General features: G+C 51.6%; 12 protein-coding genes and 1 tRNA gene. 8 read left to right on the top strand and 5 right to left on the bottom strand.

Going from position 1 to position 15,970, the window contains the following annotated elements:
- Nucleotides 1-6 precede the first annotated feature (6 nt).
- Together MWU63_RS00720 and MWU63_RS00715 are read right to left on the bottom strand one after the other, a co-directional pair.
- Nucleotides 7-897: a TRAP transporter small permease subunit gene (locus MWU63_RS00720; RefSeq protein WP_213888069.1), complete on the bottom strand. Its 891-nt coding sequence runs from the start codon at nucleotides 895-897 to the stop codon at nucleotides 7-9.
- 103 nt (nucleotides 898-1,000) lie between these two features.
- The gene (locus MWU63_RS00715) at nucleotides 1,001-2,083 is read right to left on the bottom strand and encodes a TRAP transporter substrate-binding protein (protein WP_213888070.1); all 1,083 of its coding nucleotides are present in this window, start codon (nucleotides 2,081-2,083) and stop codon (nucleotides 1,001-1,003) included.
- A gap of 251 nt (nucleotides 2,084-2,334) precedes the next feature.
- Between MWU63_RS00715 and MWU63_RS00710 the strand changes: the two genes are divergently transcribed.
- The 4 genes from MWU63_RS00710 (at nucleotide 2,335) to ilvN (ending at nucleotide 7,045) form a co-directional block, all read left to right on the top strand.
- Nucleotides 2,335-3,750, top strand: coding sequence for a cache domain-containing protein (locus tag MWU63_RS00710; protein ID WP_213888160.1), 1,416 nt, complete (start codon nucleotides 2,335-2,337; stop codon nucleotides 3,748-3,750).
- Nucleotides 3,747-4,391 (top strand): response regulator transcription factor, encoded by a 645-nt coding sequence (locus tag MWU63_RS00705; protein WP_213888071.1) that lies wholly within the window; start codon nucleotides 3,747-3,749, stop codon nucleotides 4,389-4,391. Before MWU63_RS00710 ends, MWU63_RS00705 begins: the two co-directional genes overlap by 4 nt.
- A 325-nt stretch (nucleotides 4,392-4,716) precedes the next feature.
- Entirely contained in the window at nucleotides 4,717-6,471 is a 1,755-nt protein-coding gene (locus MWU63_RS00700; protein ID WP_213888072.1) for an acetolactate synthase 3 large subunit, read from the top strand.
- 13 nt (nucleotides 6,472-6,484) lie between these two features.
- Nucleotides 6,485-7,045 carry an acetolactate synthase small subunit gene (ilvN, locus tag MWU63_RS00695; RefSeq protein WP_213888073.1) on the top strand — a complete coding sequence of 187 codons (561 nt, stop codon included), beginning with the start codon at nucleotides 6,485-6,487 and terminating at the stop codon, nucleotides 7,043-7,045.
- Between the two features lie 121 nt (nucleotides 7,046-7,166).
- Here the strand turns inward: ilvN and MWU63_RS00690 are convergent, their stop codons facing one another.
- On the bottom strand, nucleotides 7,167-7,415 hold the full coding sequence (locus tag MWU63_RS00690; RefSeq protein WP_213888074.1) for a hypothetical protein: 249 nt from the start codon (nucleotides 7,413-7,415) through the stop codon (nucleotides 7,167-7,169).
- 257 nt (nucleotides 7,416-7,672) lie between these two features.
- On the opposite strand from MWU63_RS00690, the gene MWU63_RS00685 reads away from it, so the two are divergent.
- The 3 genes from MWU63_RS00685 (at nucleotide 7,673) to MWU63_RS00675 (ending at nucleotide 9,680) form a co-directional block, all read left to right on the top strand.
- Nucleotides 7,673-8,188: an RNA polymerase sigma factor gene (locus tag MWU63_RS00685; RefSeq protein WP_213888075.1), complete on the top strand. Its 516-nt coding sequence runs from the start codon at nucleotides 7,673-7,675 to the stop codon at nucleotides 8,186-8,188.
- A gap of 119 nt (nucleotides 8,189-8,307) precedes the next feature.
- Entirely contained in the window at nucleotides 8,308-9,459 is a 1,152-nt protein-coding gene (locus tag MWU63_RS00680; protein WP_213888076.1) for an aromatic ring-hydroxylating dioxygenase subunit alpha, read from the top strand.
- Nucleotides 9,456-9,680 (top strand): hypothetical protein, encoded by a 225-nt coding sequence (locus tag MWU63_RS00675; protein WP_213888077.1) that lies wholly within the window; start codon nucleotides 9,456-9,458, stop codon nucleotides 9,678-9,680. Before MWU63_RS00680 ends, MWU63_RS00675 begins: the two co-directional genes overlap by 4 nt.
- A gap of 244 nt (nucleotides 9,681-9,924) precedes the next feature.
- Here MWU63_RS00675 and MWU63_RS00670 read toward each other — a convergent pair whose 3' ends face one another.
- On the bottom strand, nucleotides 9,925-13,629 hold the full coding sequence (locus MWU63_RS00670) for a vitamin B12-dependent ribonucleotide reductase (RefSeq protein ID WP_213888078.1): 3,705 nt from the start codon (nucleotides 13,627-13,629) through the stop codon (nucleotides 9,925-9,927).
- A gap of 985 nt (nucleotides 13,630-14,614) precedes the next feature.
- On the opposite strand from MWU63_RS00670, the gene MWU63_RS00665 reads away from it, so the two are divergent.
- Nucleotides 14,615-15,409 carry a pyrroline-5-carboxylate reductase dimerization domain-containing protein gene (locus MWU63_RS00665; protein ID WP_213888079.1) on the top strand — a complete coding sequence of 265 codons (795 nt, stop codon included), beginning with the start codon at nucleotides 14,615-14,617 and terminating at the stop codon, nucleotides 15,407-15,409.
- A gap of 464 nt (nucleotides 15,410-15,873) precedes the next feature.
- On the opposite strand, the gene MWU63_RS00660 is transcribed toward MWU63_RS00665, so the two are convergent.
- Nucleotides 15,874-15,950, bottom strand: a tRNA-Pro gene (locus MWU63_RS00660).
- Nucleotides 15,951-15,970 lie beyond the last annotated feature (20 nt).

Genomic DNA, 15,970 nt, shown 5'->3' with positions numbered 1-15,970 from the left:
CTAATATTAGTGTGTGCCTTCAAAGGCTTCTTCGCCTTCACCAAGGCTGTCTTTGTCAAGGTATTTGCCAGCGCTTGCTTCGCCTTCTTTCCACTCAAGGTATGAGCGGTAAAAGAAGCTTACAGCTTGCAGAAAGACCAGCCCGGCATAGCTCACAAGCAATATTTTGAAGAGGAAGTAGCCGTTGAAACCGCTGGGTGAAAAGCCGATGGTTTCGACATTCCAGCGCAACGCTCGCGACTTGAGCATAAGCTTGTCCAGCGTGTCTGACGCTGAAGGGTTTGGCACGACCAGATGCCGCCACATGAAAAACCAGCCATAGAGCCATGTCAGCATGGAAACCGGCATCATGAACAACAGAGACCCGACCATGTCGATAACCCGCTTTGTGCGGAAGCTTACAACGGAATAGACGAGGTCGACCCTGACATGGCCGCCTTGCACGAAGGTGTAGGTGGCACAAAGTGTCACCACCAGCGCGTTGTAAAGTTTCAGCTCTTCAGCCCACCAGCTGATGTCAAAGGTCAGCCCGGTTCCGAAACCAAACGAAATCGTTGCCTGCGTGAATATCCGCTGCATGAAAACAATAATGATCTGCTGAAGAACCATCAACAGACCCGCCCATGCCACAAAGCGGCCTATGGAATTTGCAAAACCTTCTAAAACACGTACGCAGCCCCACATGAAGCTGTTTTTGACAAAGCCAATTGCCGTGATCACGATGAAGGTTGTCAAAATGACGAATAGAAACTCGACCGAGGCGCCGTAATAGATAAAGCGCATGATCGATTCTTTATTTGACCAGTCCAGCCACAGCCCCGGATGTGTCACCGCGTAACCAAGGTTATAGAAAGACATCAATAGGTTCTGCGCGAACCAAACTATGCCATCCAGCATCCCATCCCCCACTTTTCCGATTAGACCCTGCCTTATCTGGCAGATGTTTGATCAGGCCCCGCGTATTCGAAGGGCCTGACCAGAGTTGTACTCGTTTTAACGATTAGCCAATTACTCGGTCGCGCTGTACACGGTATGTACCTTCAGACCGTTTGATCCAGCCGGATGATGCTTTCATCGAAGACTGCATACTGTCGTAAATCTTCTTGTACAGTTCATCGCCCATGTTTTCGTCATGCACTTCTTGTGACGCGGCACCGAAAGCGTCCCAAACTGAATCCGGGAACTCAAGGATTTTCACGCCGGAAGACGACAGACGCTGAAGCGCTTCACCGTTGTTGGACATGAACTGAGCAAGGTTCCACTGGTGTGTTTCCCCAGAAGCAATTTCGATCACTTTCTGATGCGCAGGCGAGAGCGATTCAAAAACTTCACGGTTGGTGGCAAGCGTCAAGGCTGCGCCTGGCTCGTGGAAACCAGCAGTGTAGTAGAACTTGGTGATTTCCTGGAAACCAGCTTTTTCATCAGCCCAAGGGCCGATCCACTCGGTTCCGTCAAGCGCACCAGATGCAAGCGCCTGATACACTTCGCCACCAGGAAGGTTCTGAACAGATGCGCCCAGCTTGCCAAGGGCTTTACCACCCAGACCCGGCATACGGAATTTCAGACCGTTGAAATCTTCTGGTCCGGAAATTTCCTTGCGATACCAACCGCCAGCCTGTGCGCCAGTGTTACCGGCGAGGAATGATTTCAGACCGAAAATCTGGCCAAGTTCGTCGTGAAGTTCGTGGCCACCAGCGTGGTGATACCAGTTGGTGAGCTCTTGAGCTGTCATCCCAAATGGAACGGCAGTAAAGAACGCAAATCCAGGATGCTGACCAACAAAGTAATAATCAGCACCGTGATACATATCAGCCTGACCAGAGGTCACAGCGTCAAATACTTCAAAAGCACCGACGAGTTCGCCAGCAGCTTTCAAATCAATTGTAAGATCGCCATCAGTCATGGCGGTGATGCTGTCAGCAGCGCGCTGAGCTGCATCATGAACACCTGCAAGGCCGCGGCCCCAGGTTGTAACCAAAGTCAGTGTGCGTTTGCCTTGTGCATACGCAGGTGCCGCAAGCGTCGTAGCTGCTGCTGCGGTTCCGCCGAGCGCGGATGTTCTCAAAAATGAGCGACGATCCATATAGTAATCCTCCCATGGAATTAGCGTCTGAACAAACGTGCAGACGGGTCGTTAAAGTAGGCGAACCCTAAACAGGCCGATACAATCAGGAAATACCAAATTATGCGTAGATTGATCATTTTTCTCGGCGAAGATTGTAGGTTTTTCCAATTATCCGGCCCATTTATTGGGAATTGACGGGCACCGGCGCGTCCTACATTTTGGCAATCACTGCGCGAGAATACGAAGGGAATCACCCAATGGGCAGATGGATGTCCGGGTTAAGAAATATCCTGACACTCAATTACGGACAGAAGATTTTTTTTCTGGCCACCATCCCCCTGTTGCTGGCTGCCGTCGCAATATCCGCCATTGTAGCAAATCAGTCGCGGGAAACGGCAGAGCGTGAAATCGCGCTTTTGGAGCGTCAGTTGATTGAAGCAAAAAAGGCCGAGCTTCAAAATTACCTTTCGATCACGAGGACCGCGTTTGTAAACATCTACGGTCGCGCTTTGCCCGACGATGAAGAGGCAAAGCTGCTGGTGACCCAGCTTTTGTCGGCAATGCTTTATGGTCAGGATGGCTATTTCTTTGTCTACGACTATGACGGCAACAATCTTGTCAGCCCTCGCCAGACAGACTTGATCACCAAAAACTGGATCGGCCTCACAGACCCGAACGGAGTTCCGATTGTTGACGAGTTGATCAGGATTGCGAAATCTGGCAGCGGATACCACAGTTACGACTGGACCAAACCATCGACCGGTGAAAGTGCACGAATGGTTGCCTTTGTCATTGGGCTTCAGGATTGGCGATGGGTTGTGGGAACCGGTATTTTTATCGACGAAGTGCTTGATACCGTTGCCGCAGCGCGAGCAGAGGTTGAAGCCCGCATTCAACGCACATTCATCTACATTGGTGGTATTACACTCGCGGCTTTGTTCCTGGTCTTTCTAAGCGGCCAGTTCATTAACATTCGTGAACGCCGGCTTGCCGATGCAAAGCTCAAGGAACTGACACAGCGGATTATTGACACACAGGAAGAGGAACGCGGACGCGTTGCACGCGAACTGCATGATAGCATCAGCCAAATTCTGGTCGGCGTTCGCTACGCGCTTGAACTCGCCCGCAAACGGCTGCTTGCAGGTGACGAGCGTGCGGGCGAACACCTTGAGCGCGGTATCGACCATCTGAATGGCGCGATACAAGAAGTGCGCCGGATCAGCCGGGATTTGCGCCCGGGAATTCTGGATGACCTTGGGCTTGGCCCTGCCCTAAAAGGTCTGATCGCTGAATTTGCCAACCGAACCGGTATCGAAACAGAATTCGAAACAGTTGTTTTCAGCAACCGGCTTGAGGCTGACGCTAAAATTGCTTTGTACAGAATTGCACAGGAAGCTCTGACCAATATTGAACGCCACGCGGACGCGACTGCTGTATCACTAAAGGTTTACGGCCACAGCAGCGGTGCGACGATGCGGATTGCCGACAATGGCCGCGGGATCGAACGGCAAAGCAAAGACAAGCAGGCTGACAGTGGTCTCGGGCTCCGAAACATGCAAGAAAGAATGGAACAACTGAACGGAACCTTGCTGGTGCTTTCCACACGCCAGGGAACGGTGATTGAAGCACGTGTTCCATTGTCGAGAATGTTACCACCGCAAGGCACAGCAAGGGCAACAGCATGACAGGTGCAACGCGCGTCTTGATCGTCGACGATCATCCAATGGTCGCAGAAGGGATTCAGTCCATACTGGAAACCTATTCTGATATAGACGTCATCGGATCGCTGACCAACGGGCAAGAAGCGGTCGATCAGGTGCAAAACCTGAATCCCGATGTTATTTTACTTGACCTTAACATGCCCGTTCTTAATGGCCTCTCAGCCACCGAAATCATTCTGGAACGCCTGCCTCAGACGCGTATTGTCATTTTGTCGATGCATGACAGCAGCGAATACATCTCTTCCGCGCTCTCGCATGGCGCGCTTGGATATATCCTGAAAGACGTGCCAACTGAAGAAATCAAGACAGCGATTGATACCGTCATGCAAGGCAGCCGATATCTTTGTACGGGCGCAACCGAATCCTTGTCTCCAAAAACTCAGGATGGTCGCGAACCTCTTACCAGCAGAGAGCAGACCATTCTGCTTGAACTGGCACAGGGCAAATCCAACAAAGAGGTGGCGGCAAATCTCGATATTTCGGTTCGCACAGTCGAAACGCATCGCAAGAACATCAAACGAAAACTCGGGATCAGCTCAACAGCAGGTCTTACACGCTATGCAATGGAGCATGGAGTTTTGCAAGGGACCGGCGTCGGGCTCTGAGCTTGGTAAAAAATAACCTCAATAGCCTCTCTTTTTTCCAAAATGTCCCCAAATTCACGCCTGAACGCAACAATAGCAAAGAATTCCCTCGCCCTGCGACATAAAATACAGTGCATTCCCTGTTGACGACCTCTGATCCCGCCCCTAATCTCCGCGAACGCTTAAAGGAGTCTTCGGATGCATTGCATTCTAGTCGTCGTGGTAAACAAGATGCGCATGGACCGGTAACCGGACGCCATAATTGGACCCATGCGCCCCCGCCAGAACGGGGGCTTTTTTATGCGAGAACGATGCCCCACCGGGCGAGCGAAACGGAGTGAGTAAGATGGCAGGCCAGATGACCGGCGCAAAAATGTTAGTTCAGGCTTTGAGAGATCAGGGCGTGGACACGATCTTTGGGTATCCCGGTGGTGCAGTGCTACCGATCTATGACGAGATTTTTCTGCAAAATGATATTCGCCACATTCTTGTCCGGCACGAACAGGGCGCTGTGCATGCTGCCGAGGGCTATGCCCGCTCAACCGGAAAACCCGGTGTTGTTCTGGTAACCTCTGGCCCGGGCGCGACAAATGCCGTTACCGGCCTGACAGACGCATTAATGGATTCAATCCCGATTGTTGTTCTTTCGGGTCAGGTGCCTACCTTCATGATCGGCAATGACGCCTTTCAGGAAGCCGACACCGTTGGCATCACCCGCCCCTGCACCAAGCACAACTGGCTGGTGAAAGAGACGGATAAACTGTCAGAAACAATTCATCAGGCCTTTCATGTTGCTACACATGGGCGGCCAGGTCCGGTCCTTGTCGACATCCCAAAGGATGTTCAGTTTGCAAACGGCACCTACACACCTAAGGTAAAAACCGTAACAAAACATTACGCGCCCAAGGTGAAGGGGGATATTGCCGACATTACCGAACTCGCTGCGATGATCGAAAAGGCGCAACGTCCTATCATCTATTCTGGCGGTGGCGTCATAAACTCCGGCCTTGCAGCAAGCCAGTTGTTGCGTGAACTGGTGGATGCGACCGGCTTTCCGATTACATCAACACTGATGGGCCTTGGCGCATACCCGGCGTCAGGCAAAAACTGGCTTGGAATGCTTGGTATGCACGGACTTTACGAAGCAAACCTTGCGATGCATGGTTGCGATCTTATGATCAATATAGGCGCCCGATTTGATGACCGTATCACCGGGCGGCTTGACGATTTCAGCCCAAAATCAAAAAAGGCGCACATCGATATTGATGCCTCCTCGATCAACAAGGTGATCCATGTCGATCTGCCAATTCTTGGCGACGTCGGCCATGTTCTTGAAGATCTTCTGAAAGTCTGGAAGTCGCGTGGCCGCAAGACCAACAAGGAAGCATTAGGCAAATGGTGGGCAAAGATCGAAGATTGGCGTGCCGTTAAGTGCCTTACCTACAAAAACAGCGATAACATCATCAAACCTCAATACGCGCTTGAGCGTCTTGAGGCCCTCACAAAAGACAAAGACCGCTATATCTGTACAGAAGTCGGTCAGCATCAGATGTGGGCCGCGCAGTACTTGGGTTTTGAGGACCCGAACCGCTGGATGACCAGCGGCGGGCTTGGCACGATGGGGTATGGTTTACCTGCCTCCGTTGGTGTTCAGGTTGCGCACCCCGATGCTTTGGTTATCAACGTTGCGGGTGAAGCAAGCTGGCTGATGAACATGCAGGAAATGGGAACCGCTATTCAGTACCGCCTGCCGGTAAAGCAGTTTATCCTCAACAACGAGCGCCTTGGCATGGTCCGTCAGTGGCAGGAATTGTTGCATGGTGAACGCTACAGCCATTCCTGGTCCGAAAGCTTGCCGGATTTTGTGAAGCTTGCCGAAGCCTTCGGTGGCAAAGGTATCCGATGTTCGGACCCGGCTGATCTTGATGACGCGATTATGGAAATGCTCGAATATGATGGTCCGGTGATTTTCGACTGCCTTGTTGAGAAACACGAAAATTGTTTCCCGATGATTCCGTCAGGCGCACCTCATAACGAAATGCTGATGGGCGAAGCGGACACACAGGACGCTATCGGTTCTTCCGGCGCAGTTTTGGTTTAAGAAAGGTCATTACATGTCTGCTCTACGAATTAAAAAAGGCGCTTCAAAGCACTCAGCCTACGACCTTCGCGACCCAAATGCCGGAGCTTTGGAGTCCCATACATTGGCATGTATTGTCGACAATGAAGCAGGTGTTCTGGCACGCGTCATCGGGCTTTTCTCGGGGCGCGGTTACAATATCGACAGTCTTACCGTTGCCGAAGTCGACCACGAGGGTCACAAATCACGCATCACCATCGTGACCACAGGAACACCTTCGGTGATTGAACAAATCAAGGCTCAGCTTGGTCGGATCGTGCCCGTGCACGAGGTTCACGATCTCACCGTCGAAGGTGACTCGGTGGAACGTGAACTTGCTCTGATGCGGGTACACGGCACCGGCGATAAAAGGGTCGAGGCGTTGCGCTTGGCAGATATCTTCCGCGCACAGGTTATTGACTCGACACTGGAAAGCTTTGTCTTTGAACTGACAGGCGCCCCTTCCAAGATCGACGCGTTTGCCGACCTGATGCGGCCGCTGGGTCTGGGCCGGATCGCCCGTACCGGAGTCGCTGCACTTTCGCGCGGCGTCTGAACGTTCAAACAGAAAAGCGGCCCGCATCTGCGGGCCGCTTTCAGGCTCAGGGCATCCCGGTCCTGAGGTGGGGATGGAGCTGAGACTCTCAGAACCGAGTGCTGGATGTCAGGCCCTGTCCTTAGCCATCCGTCGCCGGTAGCATCCCTGCTTCTTGCGCAGCGCTCAGCTCATCCGTGTCGACCATCCCGTCAGCGTTAGCATCCAGGGCGAGATAGCTTTCTTCGCTCAGTGTTGGGAAAAAGGCGGTCAGCTCAGGATATGACAGCATTCCGTCACCATCGGCATCCACCTCTGTTGCGGCCATGCCTGCAGTTGCTGTCAGAGTGGCAAGAACAATTGATCCAAGCATCATTTTGGTCGGTTTCATTTTCGGTGTCTCCTTAAAACATTTGTTTCAAAGGCGCATTTTTGCGTCCTTCACCTAACAAGACGCTGAAACCGCAGGTTTATTCCCTCCGCTTTTCTGGCTTTCTGACGATTTACACTTCGCCGCCGACAGAACCCTGTGGTTTTCGCGGGAAGTTGCCGAAAAAGGCCCCAAACACCTGCTAGGCGAAATTCCCCCAGCTTGCTCCCTGCCCCGTTGTGGTGGCTTTTGGATCAAACGGAGATCGAACAGTCATCATGCCAACAGAAAAAAATCCGACCGGAAAGGAACTTACAGCGCTGATGCCAGCTCTGCACCGCCTTGCCCGGAAGATAGCGCCCAGTAAAGCAATTGCCGATGATCTGATGCAGGAAGCGCTGCTTCGCGTATGGACACGGATTGACGCGGGTGAGCCAATTGACGAATTGCGCCCGTACTTGATGACAACCCTGCGCAACCTTTCGCGTCGCCCCGCCCGCGCACTTAGTCAACTCACGGATGAAAACATGCCCTGTACGATGGCAGAAGCACCGCGCCGGATAGCCACCCGCGATGTTCTGCTTGCTTTGGCACGCTTGCCTGAAAAAGACGCGTCATTGCTTGTTAAAGTCGCTTTCAACGGCGAAGGATATGCCGAGGTGGCCGATGTGATGGGCATCCCTGTTGGTACCATTATGTCCCGCGTCGCCCGGGCGCGTGCGCGTCTGCGTGCTGATCTCGATTTGCCGGCCAGCCACGCGGTTGAAAGCCTTTTAGAGGACGAACCTGCGTGACATATGCCAAAATGAAGGAAAATGTCGCGCTTAAGCAATCATGGTCGCTCTGAGATAGGAATCAAAGCAAAATTGACGCTAGTGTCGAGTTTAAACTTACACCCACCCGAGAGTCTGCCATGACAACGAATCTGCAATCCGTTCGCACCTCAATTGAAAATGCTCAGGGCCTGCCGAACGCGCATTACATTGATCCCGAGGTTTTTGCTGAAGAGCGTAACGCCGTGCTTTTTGCCACTTGGTCAGGGCTTGCGGTCGCTGCGGATGTGCCTGAAGCAGGCGATGCAAAACCAGTCGAATTCCTTGGAATCCCATTGCTTCTGATCCGCGGCAAAGACGACATCGTTCGCGTATTCCAGAATACCTGCCGTCATCGGGGCATGATTCTTGTGGAAGAACCCAAAAAGATTGAAGGTGCGATCCGCTGCCCCTACCACAGCTGGTGTTACAATCACAAAGGCGCGCTGGTTTCCACGCCTCATGTTGGCGGACCAGGCACCAACGTGCATGACGCGATCGACAAATCCACGCTTGGCCTAACGGAAATCCGCAGCCATATCTGGCGTGACGTTGTTTTCATCAATGTTTCAGGCGACGCAGAACCTTTTGAGGTTGTTCATGCTGACCTTCTGAAACGCTGGGCCGAATTTGAGCAATCCCTGTACCATGGTGGCGCGGACAGCAGGTTTGAACTTGCGGTCAAAACCAACTGGAAACTTGCGGTCGAAAACTTCTGCGAAAGCTACCACCTGCCTTGGGTTCACCCGGGCTTAAACAGCTATTCGCGGCTGGAAGACCACTACAACATTGCAGAGTACAATCAGTATTCCGGCCAAGGCACACTGGTTTACCGCCAGCTTAAAGGTGACACTGGTGAAGTCTTCCCTGATTTCGCAGGGCTTTCTGATAAATGGAATGAAGGGGCAGAATACATCACGGTCTACCCAAACGTGTTGCTCGGCGCGCAACGGGACCACGCCTTTGCAATTATTTTGGAACCCCAAAGCACCGAAGCGACGGTAGAGCACATTCATCTCTATTATGCCCAAGCCGAAACAAGCGACGCCATGCGCGCCAAGAACACCGCGCAATGGAAAGAGGTTTTCTACGAAGACGTGTTTGTTGTCCAAGGTATGCAAAAAGGTCGTCACGCGCCAAAGTTTGATGGTGGGCGGTTTTCCCCCGCAATGGATGGTCCAACCCATTGTTTTCACGATTGGGTCGCCGGACGCCTGCTGGCGCATCGTGCCAAGGTACAGGCCGCAGAGTGACAAAACCACTTGACGAAGAACTGCTCGCCGCACATGCGCGCGACGACAAAACCGTTTTGGTTTTGCTCTATCGCGAAGCAGCAGACCTGGCAGAAGAAACAGGAGACATTGATGCCGCCTGTTTTTTCCTTGTTCACGCCTATATCTTTGGCCTTGAAACGGCACACCCGGAAACACCTGAACTGCATGCGCGCCTGAAAGCGCGCGGCCGGGAAAGCTGAACGTTTAGTTCAGTCGACCTTTGAACTTGTAACTTCCAACCTCGCTAAGAATGGGGATTTGAGGGGTAGCAGCGGATGCCCATAAATCTGACACGAGGTTTTCACCGTAATACGTTGATAAAAAAGAAGAAGGGGAAGCCTAAGCTTCCCCAGTTTCGCTAATCAGGCTCATTATATGTACCGCCCGGTATTCTGCCTGCGGCCTGACCCGCGTCAGGGACGAGCGCACCCGTCCCGTGTTCTTTTAACTACACCCGCTTGTTCCGCCGCAGGTGTTGCATTTCATGCAGGTGCCGTTGCGCACCAATGTGTAGTTTCCACAGTCACCACAGGGATCTCCCTCGTAGCCCTGCATTTTCGCTTTCGTTCGTGCATCCATTGTCTGTGTCGTGCTGGTCGATGCAGACAGCGTTGCCGTAGCCGTAGTTTGAACAGAGGTATTCGCGACTTCTGGAACCAGTGTTTGCAGCGCCGAAATCGGATCTTTTGCACTGTAAAACGCGGTTCCCCCGGCGCCCCCGCCTTGCAGAACCACCAACTCTTGCGGAACACGCTTGCGAAGATACCCGGTAGAAGAAATCTGCTTTAGGACTTCCAGCGATTTATTCGCCGCCGTTTCGCTGACGGATGAGATATTGGGCTCTCCCCCATGAGAACCGCTTCCGATGTCATCAAACGAATGCCCCTCTGGTTTCACATGCGCAAGATCTGTCCGGTCCAGATAGCTGACCGCCAGTTCGCGGAAGATATAATCCAGAATGGAGGTCGCGTTTTTGATGCTGTCATTGCCCTGAACCATGCCGGCCGGTTCAAATTTGGTGAAAGTGAAGGCATCAACGAATTCTTCCAGCGGCACACCATATTGCAGACCAACGGACACCGCGATCGCAAAGTTGTTCATCATTGCGCGAAAGCCAGCACCCTCTTTGTGCATATCAATAAAGATTTCGCCAAGATTACCGTCTTCATATTCGCCCGTGCGCAGATAGACCTTATGGCCGCCAACCATGGCTTTCTGGGTGTAGCCTTTGCGTCGTTGAGGCATCTTTTCACGGTGAGATTTCATCACCTCTTTGACGATGATCTTTTCAACAATCTTTTCGGCCAACACAGTCGCCTTTTCGTGCGATGACCCGCTTGCAAGGATTTCCTCTGCTTCTTCGTCGTCTTCGACCAACGCTGCTGCCAGAGGCTGGGAGAGTTTCGAGCCATCACGGTAGAGCGCATTAGCCTTAACACCCAGGCTCCAAGAAAGCTCGTATGCCTCCTGACAGTCCTCGATAGTAGCGTCATTGGGCATATTAATGGTTTTACTGATTGCCCCTGAAATAAACGACTGTGCCGCTGCCATCATGTAGATATGACTATCCACCGACAGGAACCTTTTACCTTTTTTGCCGCAAGGATTTGCGCAGTCGAAGACGTGGTAGTGTTGCGGATCCAGATGAGGCGCCCCTTCGAGCGTCATGGTGCCGCAGACATGGTCATTGGCCGCATCGATATCCGCCCGGGAGAACCCGAGGTGACGCAGCAGGTCGAAAGTCGGATCACTCAGTTTTTCGAGTGGAATACCCAATGGTCCCGTGCAGAATTCTTGTCCCAAAGTCCATTGGTTAAAGACAAACCGAATATCAAAGGCGCTCGCAAGCGCGGCTTCGATTTTTTCAAGCTCTGCAGAACCGAACCCGTGGCCGATCAGTGATGTATGGTTGATTCCCGGTGCGTTGCCGAGCGAAGCATGACCAACAGCATAGCTGATGATCTCTTCGATCTGTGCTGAACCGTAGCCCATCATCTCCAGCGCTGCAGGAACTGACTGGTTGATAATTTTAAAGTAACCACCACCTGCGAGTTTCTTGAATTTCACCAGAGCAAAATCAGGTTCAATCCCGGTTGTGTCACAGTCCATCACCAGACCGATTGTCCCTGTCGGTGCGACGACCGAGGTCTGCGCATTGCGATAGCCGTGTTTTTCACCAAGGCTCAGCGCCTCATCCCAGGCCGATTTTGCGAGGGAAACAAGGCATTCGTCAGGGCAGCTCGTGTGATCAAGAGGGACAGGTTTAACTGCAAGTTCCTCGTAACCGTCGCTGTTGCCATAGGCCGCGTTGCGGTGATTCCGGATAACCCGCAGCATATGGTCTGCGTTGCGCTTGTAACCTGGGAACGGACCAAGCTCACTCGCAATTTCTGCTGAGGTGGCATAGGCAGCGCCCGTCATGATCGCGGTCAGGGCGCCACACAACGCGCGGCCTTCGTCACTATCGTAACCATAGCCCATATTCATCAGCAATCCGCCGATATTGGCGTACCCTAGCCCCAAGGTGCGGAAGTCATAGCTTCTCTGAGCGATCTCTTTTGACGGGAATTGCGCCATTGTGACGGAAATTTCCAGCGTCAGCGTCCAAAGCCGCGAGGCGTGCATGTAGTCTTCTGCCTGAAATGCACCGTCTGAATAGAAGGTTAGCAGGTTCATCGAGGCCAGGTTACATGCGGTGTCATCAAGGAACATGTACTCAGAACAAGGGTTTGAGCCGCGAATCTCACCATCTGCGGGGCACGTGTGCCAAGAGTTGACAGTGTCGTGGTATTGAATGCCCGGATCAGCACAGGCCCATGCCGCGTGACCAACCTGTTCCCAGAGATCACGCGCCTTGATGGTTTTCGATATCTTCCCGTCCGTGCGGCGGATCAAATCCCAATTTGCATCATCCTTGACGGCTTGCAAAAACGCATCTGTTACACGGATCGAGTTGTTCGAATTCTGACCCGACACAGAGCTATAGGCCTCTGAGTCCCAATCTGTATCATAGGTCGGGAATTCGATCTTGTCGTAACCCTGACGCGCGTAATCCAGGACCCTTTTCACATAAGTTTCTGGTATCGCGACCTTTTTCGCCGCCTTGATCGCTGATTTCAGGCTTTCGTTTATTTTTGGGTCATAAGCGTCTTCGACTTTTCCATCCCACGCTTTTATGGCCTCAAAAAGCAGGTTCAGCTTTTCTTCATGCATTTTGGAACCAGCGACGATAGAGGCAACTTTCTGCTCTTCGATCACCTTCCAATTGATGAAGTCTTCGATATCCGGATGGTCTGCATCAATGATGACCATCTTTGCAGCGCGCCGCGTTGTGCCACCAGATTTAATCGCCCCGGCAGCGCGATCACCGATTTTCAGGAATCCCATGAGGCCAGACGACTTACCACCGCCTGACAACGACTCACCGTCTGCACGCAACGAGGAAAAGTTTGTTCCGGTACCGGAACCGTACTTAAAGAGCCGCGCCTCACGAACCCACAAATCCATGATACCGCCATCAGAGACAAGATCGTCTTTCACGGACTGAATGAAACAGGCATGTGGTTGTGGGTGTTCATAAGAAGATTTTGAACGGGTCAGCTTGCCTGTTTTAAAATCAACATAGTAATGCCCCTGCCCCGGCCCATCGATTCCGTAGGCCCAGTGCAGACCCGTGTTAAACCACTGAGGGCTGTTGGGTGCGGCGCGCTGTGTCGCCAGCATATAACGCATCTCGTCAAAATAGGCGCGTGCGTCTTGTTCACTTGTAAAGTAACCACCCTTCCAGCCCCAATAAGCCCAGGCACCTGCCAGACGATCAAACACCTGTTTCGCGCTCGTTTCGCCACCGGAACGGTCTTCCAGTGAAAGGTCCTTTAGCGCTGCTTCATCTGCAACCGAACGCCAGAGAAACTCAGGAACGCCCTTTTCTTTCACTTTTTTCAGACGCGCTGGAACGCCCGCTTTACGGAAATATTTTTGCGCAATTACATCTGACGCCACTTGGCTCCAGCTTGCTGGAATTTCAACATCATCCAGACGGAATACTATGGTTCCATCGGGATTTCTGATTTCGGATGTGGTCGTCACGAACTCCAGATCGGAATAGGCATCCGTGGAGTTCGCTGTAAACTTGCGTTCGATTTTCATTTTTGTTCTGCCTCGTCGTTCTTCAAATATTCAACGCAACGTTTGGTTCGTTGACCAATCAATGCATCGCACCCTTCACCAATCGCAGAGTCGAACGGACAGACTTCGCAGCTCGGAAAAATAGATATTCTTCCGAAAACAGCTGTTATTATTCAGATCAGCCTAAGTTGTGCTTTTGTCCCTGTTCGATCGTCCCGGCCACTATATGTTGTGGCGTTTTGATCGGTCTGCACAAGGTGACGTAGAAACACACAACTGGTCAATGCCTAAAATTGATTTATCCACTGGTAATTTTCATTGACCTGAACCGGTCTTTCTGAACCGAGCTCGCATCAACTGATTCATCAACAAATTAACCGCTGTGAATTTTTCTTTATGTCAGCGGGTTTAGCCAGCGACCTTGAAGAATCACACGAAGAAGTCGTCGAAAAATTAGATCAAAAGATCAAAACACGACTGTGTGAACATGATCACAGCATGTCTGACGAAATAATATATTTTTAAAGTGGTCGGGACGGCAAGATTCGAACTTGCGACCTACGGTACCCAAAGCCATAAGATTTCACTGAGTCGTAAAGACAAATTTGTAAACCTACACACTAAACGGGGGGTAACTATCAACAGCTTACGGGTTTTTTGTAAACCGAGTTACAAAACAACCTTCATCCCAAAGCAAAACCATAGGTTGCATCCGAAGCGTTTTTACGTTTTTTGATGGATGCCCAATGACTCACTTTTGGAGATTACTCTTCCTTAAGGCAAAACAAAAGCAACATGGACAATCCTCCTGTCGCCCATGAATCACGTTGCCATAACGAATGGAGTTAACCATCACAATGTCCGCTTACCAGGGCGAACCAGTCATCCGACAAATACGGTCAGATGACCGCAACGAGCCCTTAGTGACCACCTCTCTTCTATGACCAATTGACATGAACCGATGATTTCTCAGAAGCTGTGACTTGAGCACAAAGGGAGATTTTAAATGGAAACTACAGGCAATACCATAGGTATCATCGGTGGTTCAGGAATGCTCGGATCGACGATTTTGAGTGCACTTCTTGGAAGCGAGGCGTTTGAACAATCGAATTTCTGGGTTTCGAACAGAAGTGGCAATGCCTCTAACGTCGAACAAAGTTCAATCATTCACTTCACAAAAGACAATCAGGAGTTGGTGGACGCCTGCGATGTCATCATTCTATGCGTTCCGCCTGCTCGATTTCCTGACATCGACATCCACGCAGCCAACAGGCTGGTAATTTCAGTTGTGGCCGGTGTGACGATTGATGAAATGAAATCCAAGACAGCATCTGTTCGTGTTGTACGGGCCATGAGCAGTCCTGCCGCTTCTTTGTCCATGGCGTATTCACCTTGGATAGCAAGCACAGAAATCGTGTCGGACGACAGAGATATCGTGAGGAAAATCTTTGGGGCGTGCGGGACAACGGATGAGATTTTCGACGAGCAACAGCTCGATCACTTCACCGCAATGACTGGCCCGGTACCCGGTTTTGTCGCCTATTTTGCCCAATGCATGGTGGATCATGCCACAAGCCAAGGTATTGCACCTGATGTCGCGGACCGGGCCATTCGTCAACTTTTCGTTGCTGGCGGAACAATGTTAGCTGCCGACAGAGCCAGCCCTGCCGATCACGTTCGTTGGATGATTGAATATGCTGGGACAACTGCCGCTGGGCTAATTGCAATGGAGCGTTCAACCTTGTCCAAGACAATCAGTGATGGGCTTCTGGCAGCAGCAGACAAGGCAAGATCGATTTAGCAGACTATGGCTATTTGAATTGGTGTTTTGGAATGCACCACAAACCATCGAATAATTTTCGAAGTCCGCTTCGTCCGCAGTGCGGGCATTGCCCGGTACTCGGCCAACGTCTGCTACACTAAGAACATTCGTTGGGGTTACCGGCTATTTACAGGTTCAGAGCCAAGGATTCGCTTAGGAATTCGACATGATCACTGACGAGGAAAGGCGTCGCTGCATCACGGGAGAATATGCTGTGAGGAGAGGGAAACTCTACAGAGGTTCCCAGCCATCGATCAAACTCAGCAAAGGGCGCAAACAAGACATCCTCATCAGTCAGATACGAGACAATCGAATCCTATATGAGGCTTCATCCAGACATGACAGATCGCTTTGGAGCCAAGATAGAACGGTTCGAAAAAACCGAAAACTGTAAACCACACCACCTAAGGTAGAGTCGATGATAGCTAAGTTATTGGAATTTATGGTCGGGACGGCAAGATTCGAACTTGCGACCTACGGTACCCAAAACCGTCGCGCTACCAGGCTGCGCTACGCCCCGAACGAGGGTCTCTCTACAAT

Origin of the sequence: Pseudohalocynthiibacter sp. F2068, from assembly GCF_023015645.1 — a bacterium.
GTDB lineage: Bacteria > Pseudomonadota > Alphaproteobacteria > Rhodobacterales > Rhodobacteraceae > Pseudohalocynthiibacter > Pseudohalocynthiibacter aestuariivivens.
Note: the sequence above shows the minus strand (reverse complement) of the source record. Positions and strands in the feature narration are given on the sequence as shown.

What these genes read in the sequence shown, in the direction of transcription:
- MWU63_RS00710 (WP_213888160.1), top strand. Translation starts at nt 2,335, where the DNA reads ATGTCCGGGTTAAGAAATATCCTGACACTCAATTACGGACAGAAGATT.
- MWU63_RS00665 (WP_213888079.1), top strand. Translation starts at nt 14,615, where the DNA reads ATGGAAACTACAGGCAATACCATAGGTATCATCGGTGGTTCAGGAATG.
- MWU63_RS00690 (WP_213888074.1), bottom strand. Translation starts at nt 7,415, where the DNA reads ATGAAACCGACCAAAATGATGCTTGGATCAATTGTTCTTGCCACTCTG.
- MWU63_RS00685 (WP_213888075.1), top strand. Translation starts at nt 7,673, where the DNA reads ATGCCAACAGAAAAAAATCCGACCGGAAAGGAACTTACAGCGCTGATG.
- ilvN (WP_213888073.1), top strand. Translation starts at nt 6,485, where the DNA reads ATGTCTGCTCTACGAATTAAAAAAGGCGCTTCAAAGCACTCAGCCTAC.
- MWU63_RS00670 (WP_213888078.1), bottom strand. Translation starts at nt 13,629, where the DNA reads ATGAAAATCGAACGCAAGTTTACAGCGAACTCCACGGATGCCTATTCC.
- MWU63_RS00715 (WP_213888070.1), bottom strand. Translation starts at nt 2,083, where the DNA reads ATGGATCGTCGCTCATTTTTGAGAACATCCGCGCTCGGCGGAACCGCA.
- MWU63_RS00680 (WP_213888076.1), top strand. Translation starts at nt 8,308, where the DNA reads ATGACAACGAATCTGCAATCCGTTCGCACCTCAATTGAAAATGCTCAG.
- MWU63_RS00720 (WP_213888069.1), bottom strand. Translation starts at nt 897, where the DNA reads ATGCTGGATGGCATAGTTTGGTTCGCGCAGAACCTATTGATGTCTTTC.
- MWU63_RS00705 (WP_213888071.1), top strand. Translation starts at nt 3,747, where the DNA reads ATGACAGGTGCAACGCGCGTCTTGATCGTCGACGATCATCCAATGGTC.
- MWU63_RS00700 (WP_213888072.1), top strand. Translation starts at nt 4,717, where the DNA reads ATGGCAGGCCAGATGACCGGCGCAAAAATGTTAGTTCAGGCTTTGAGA.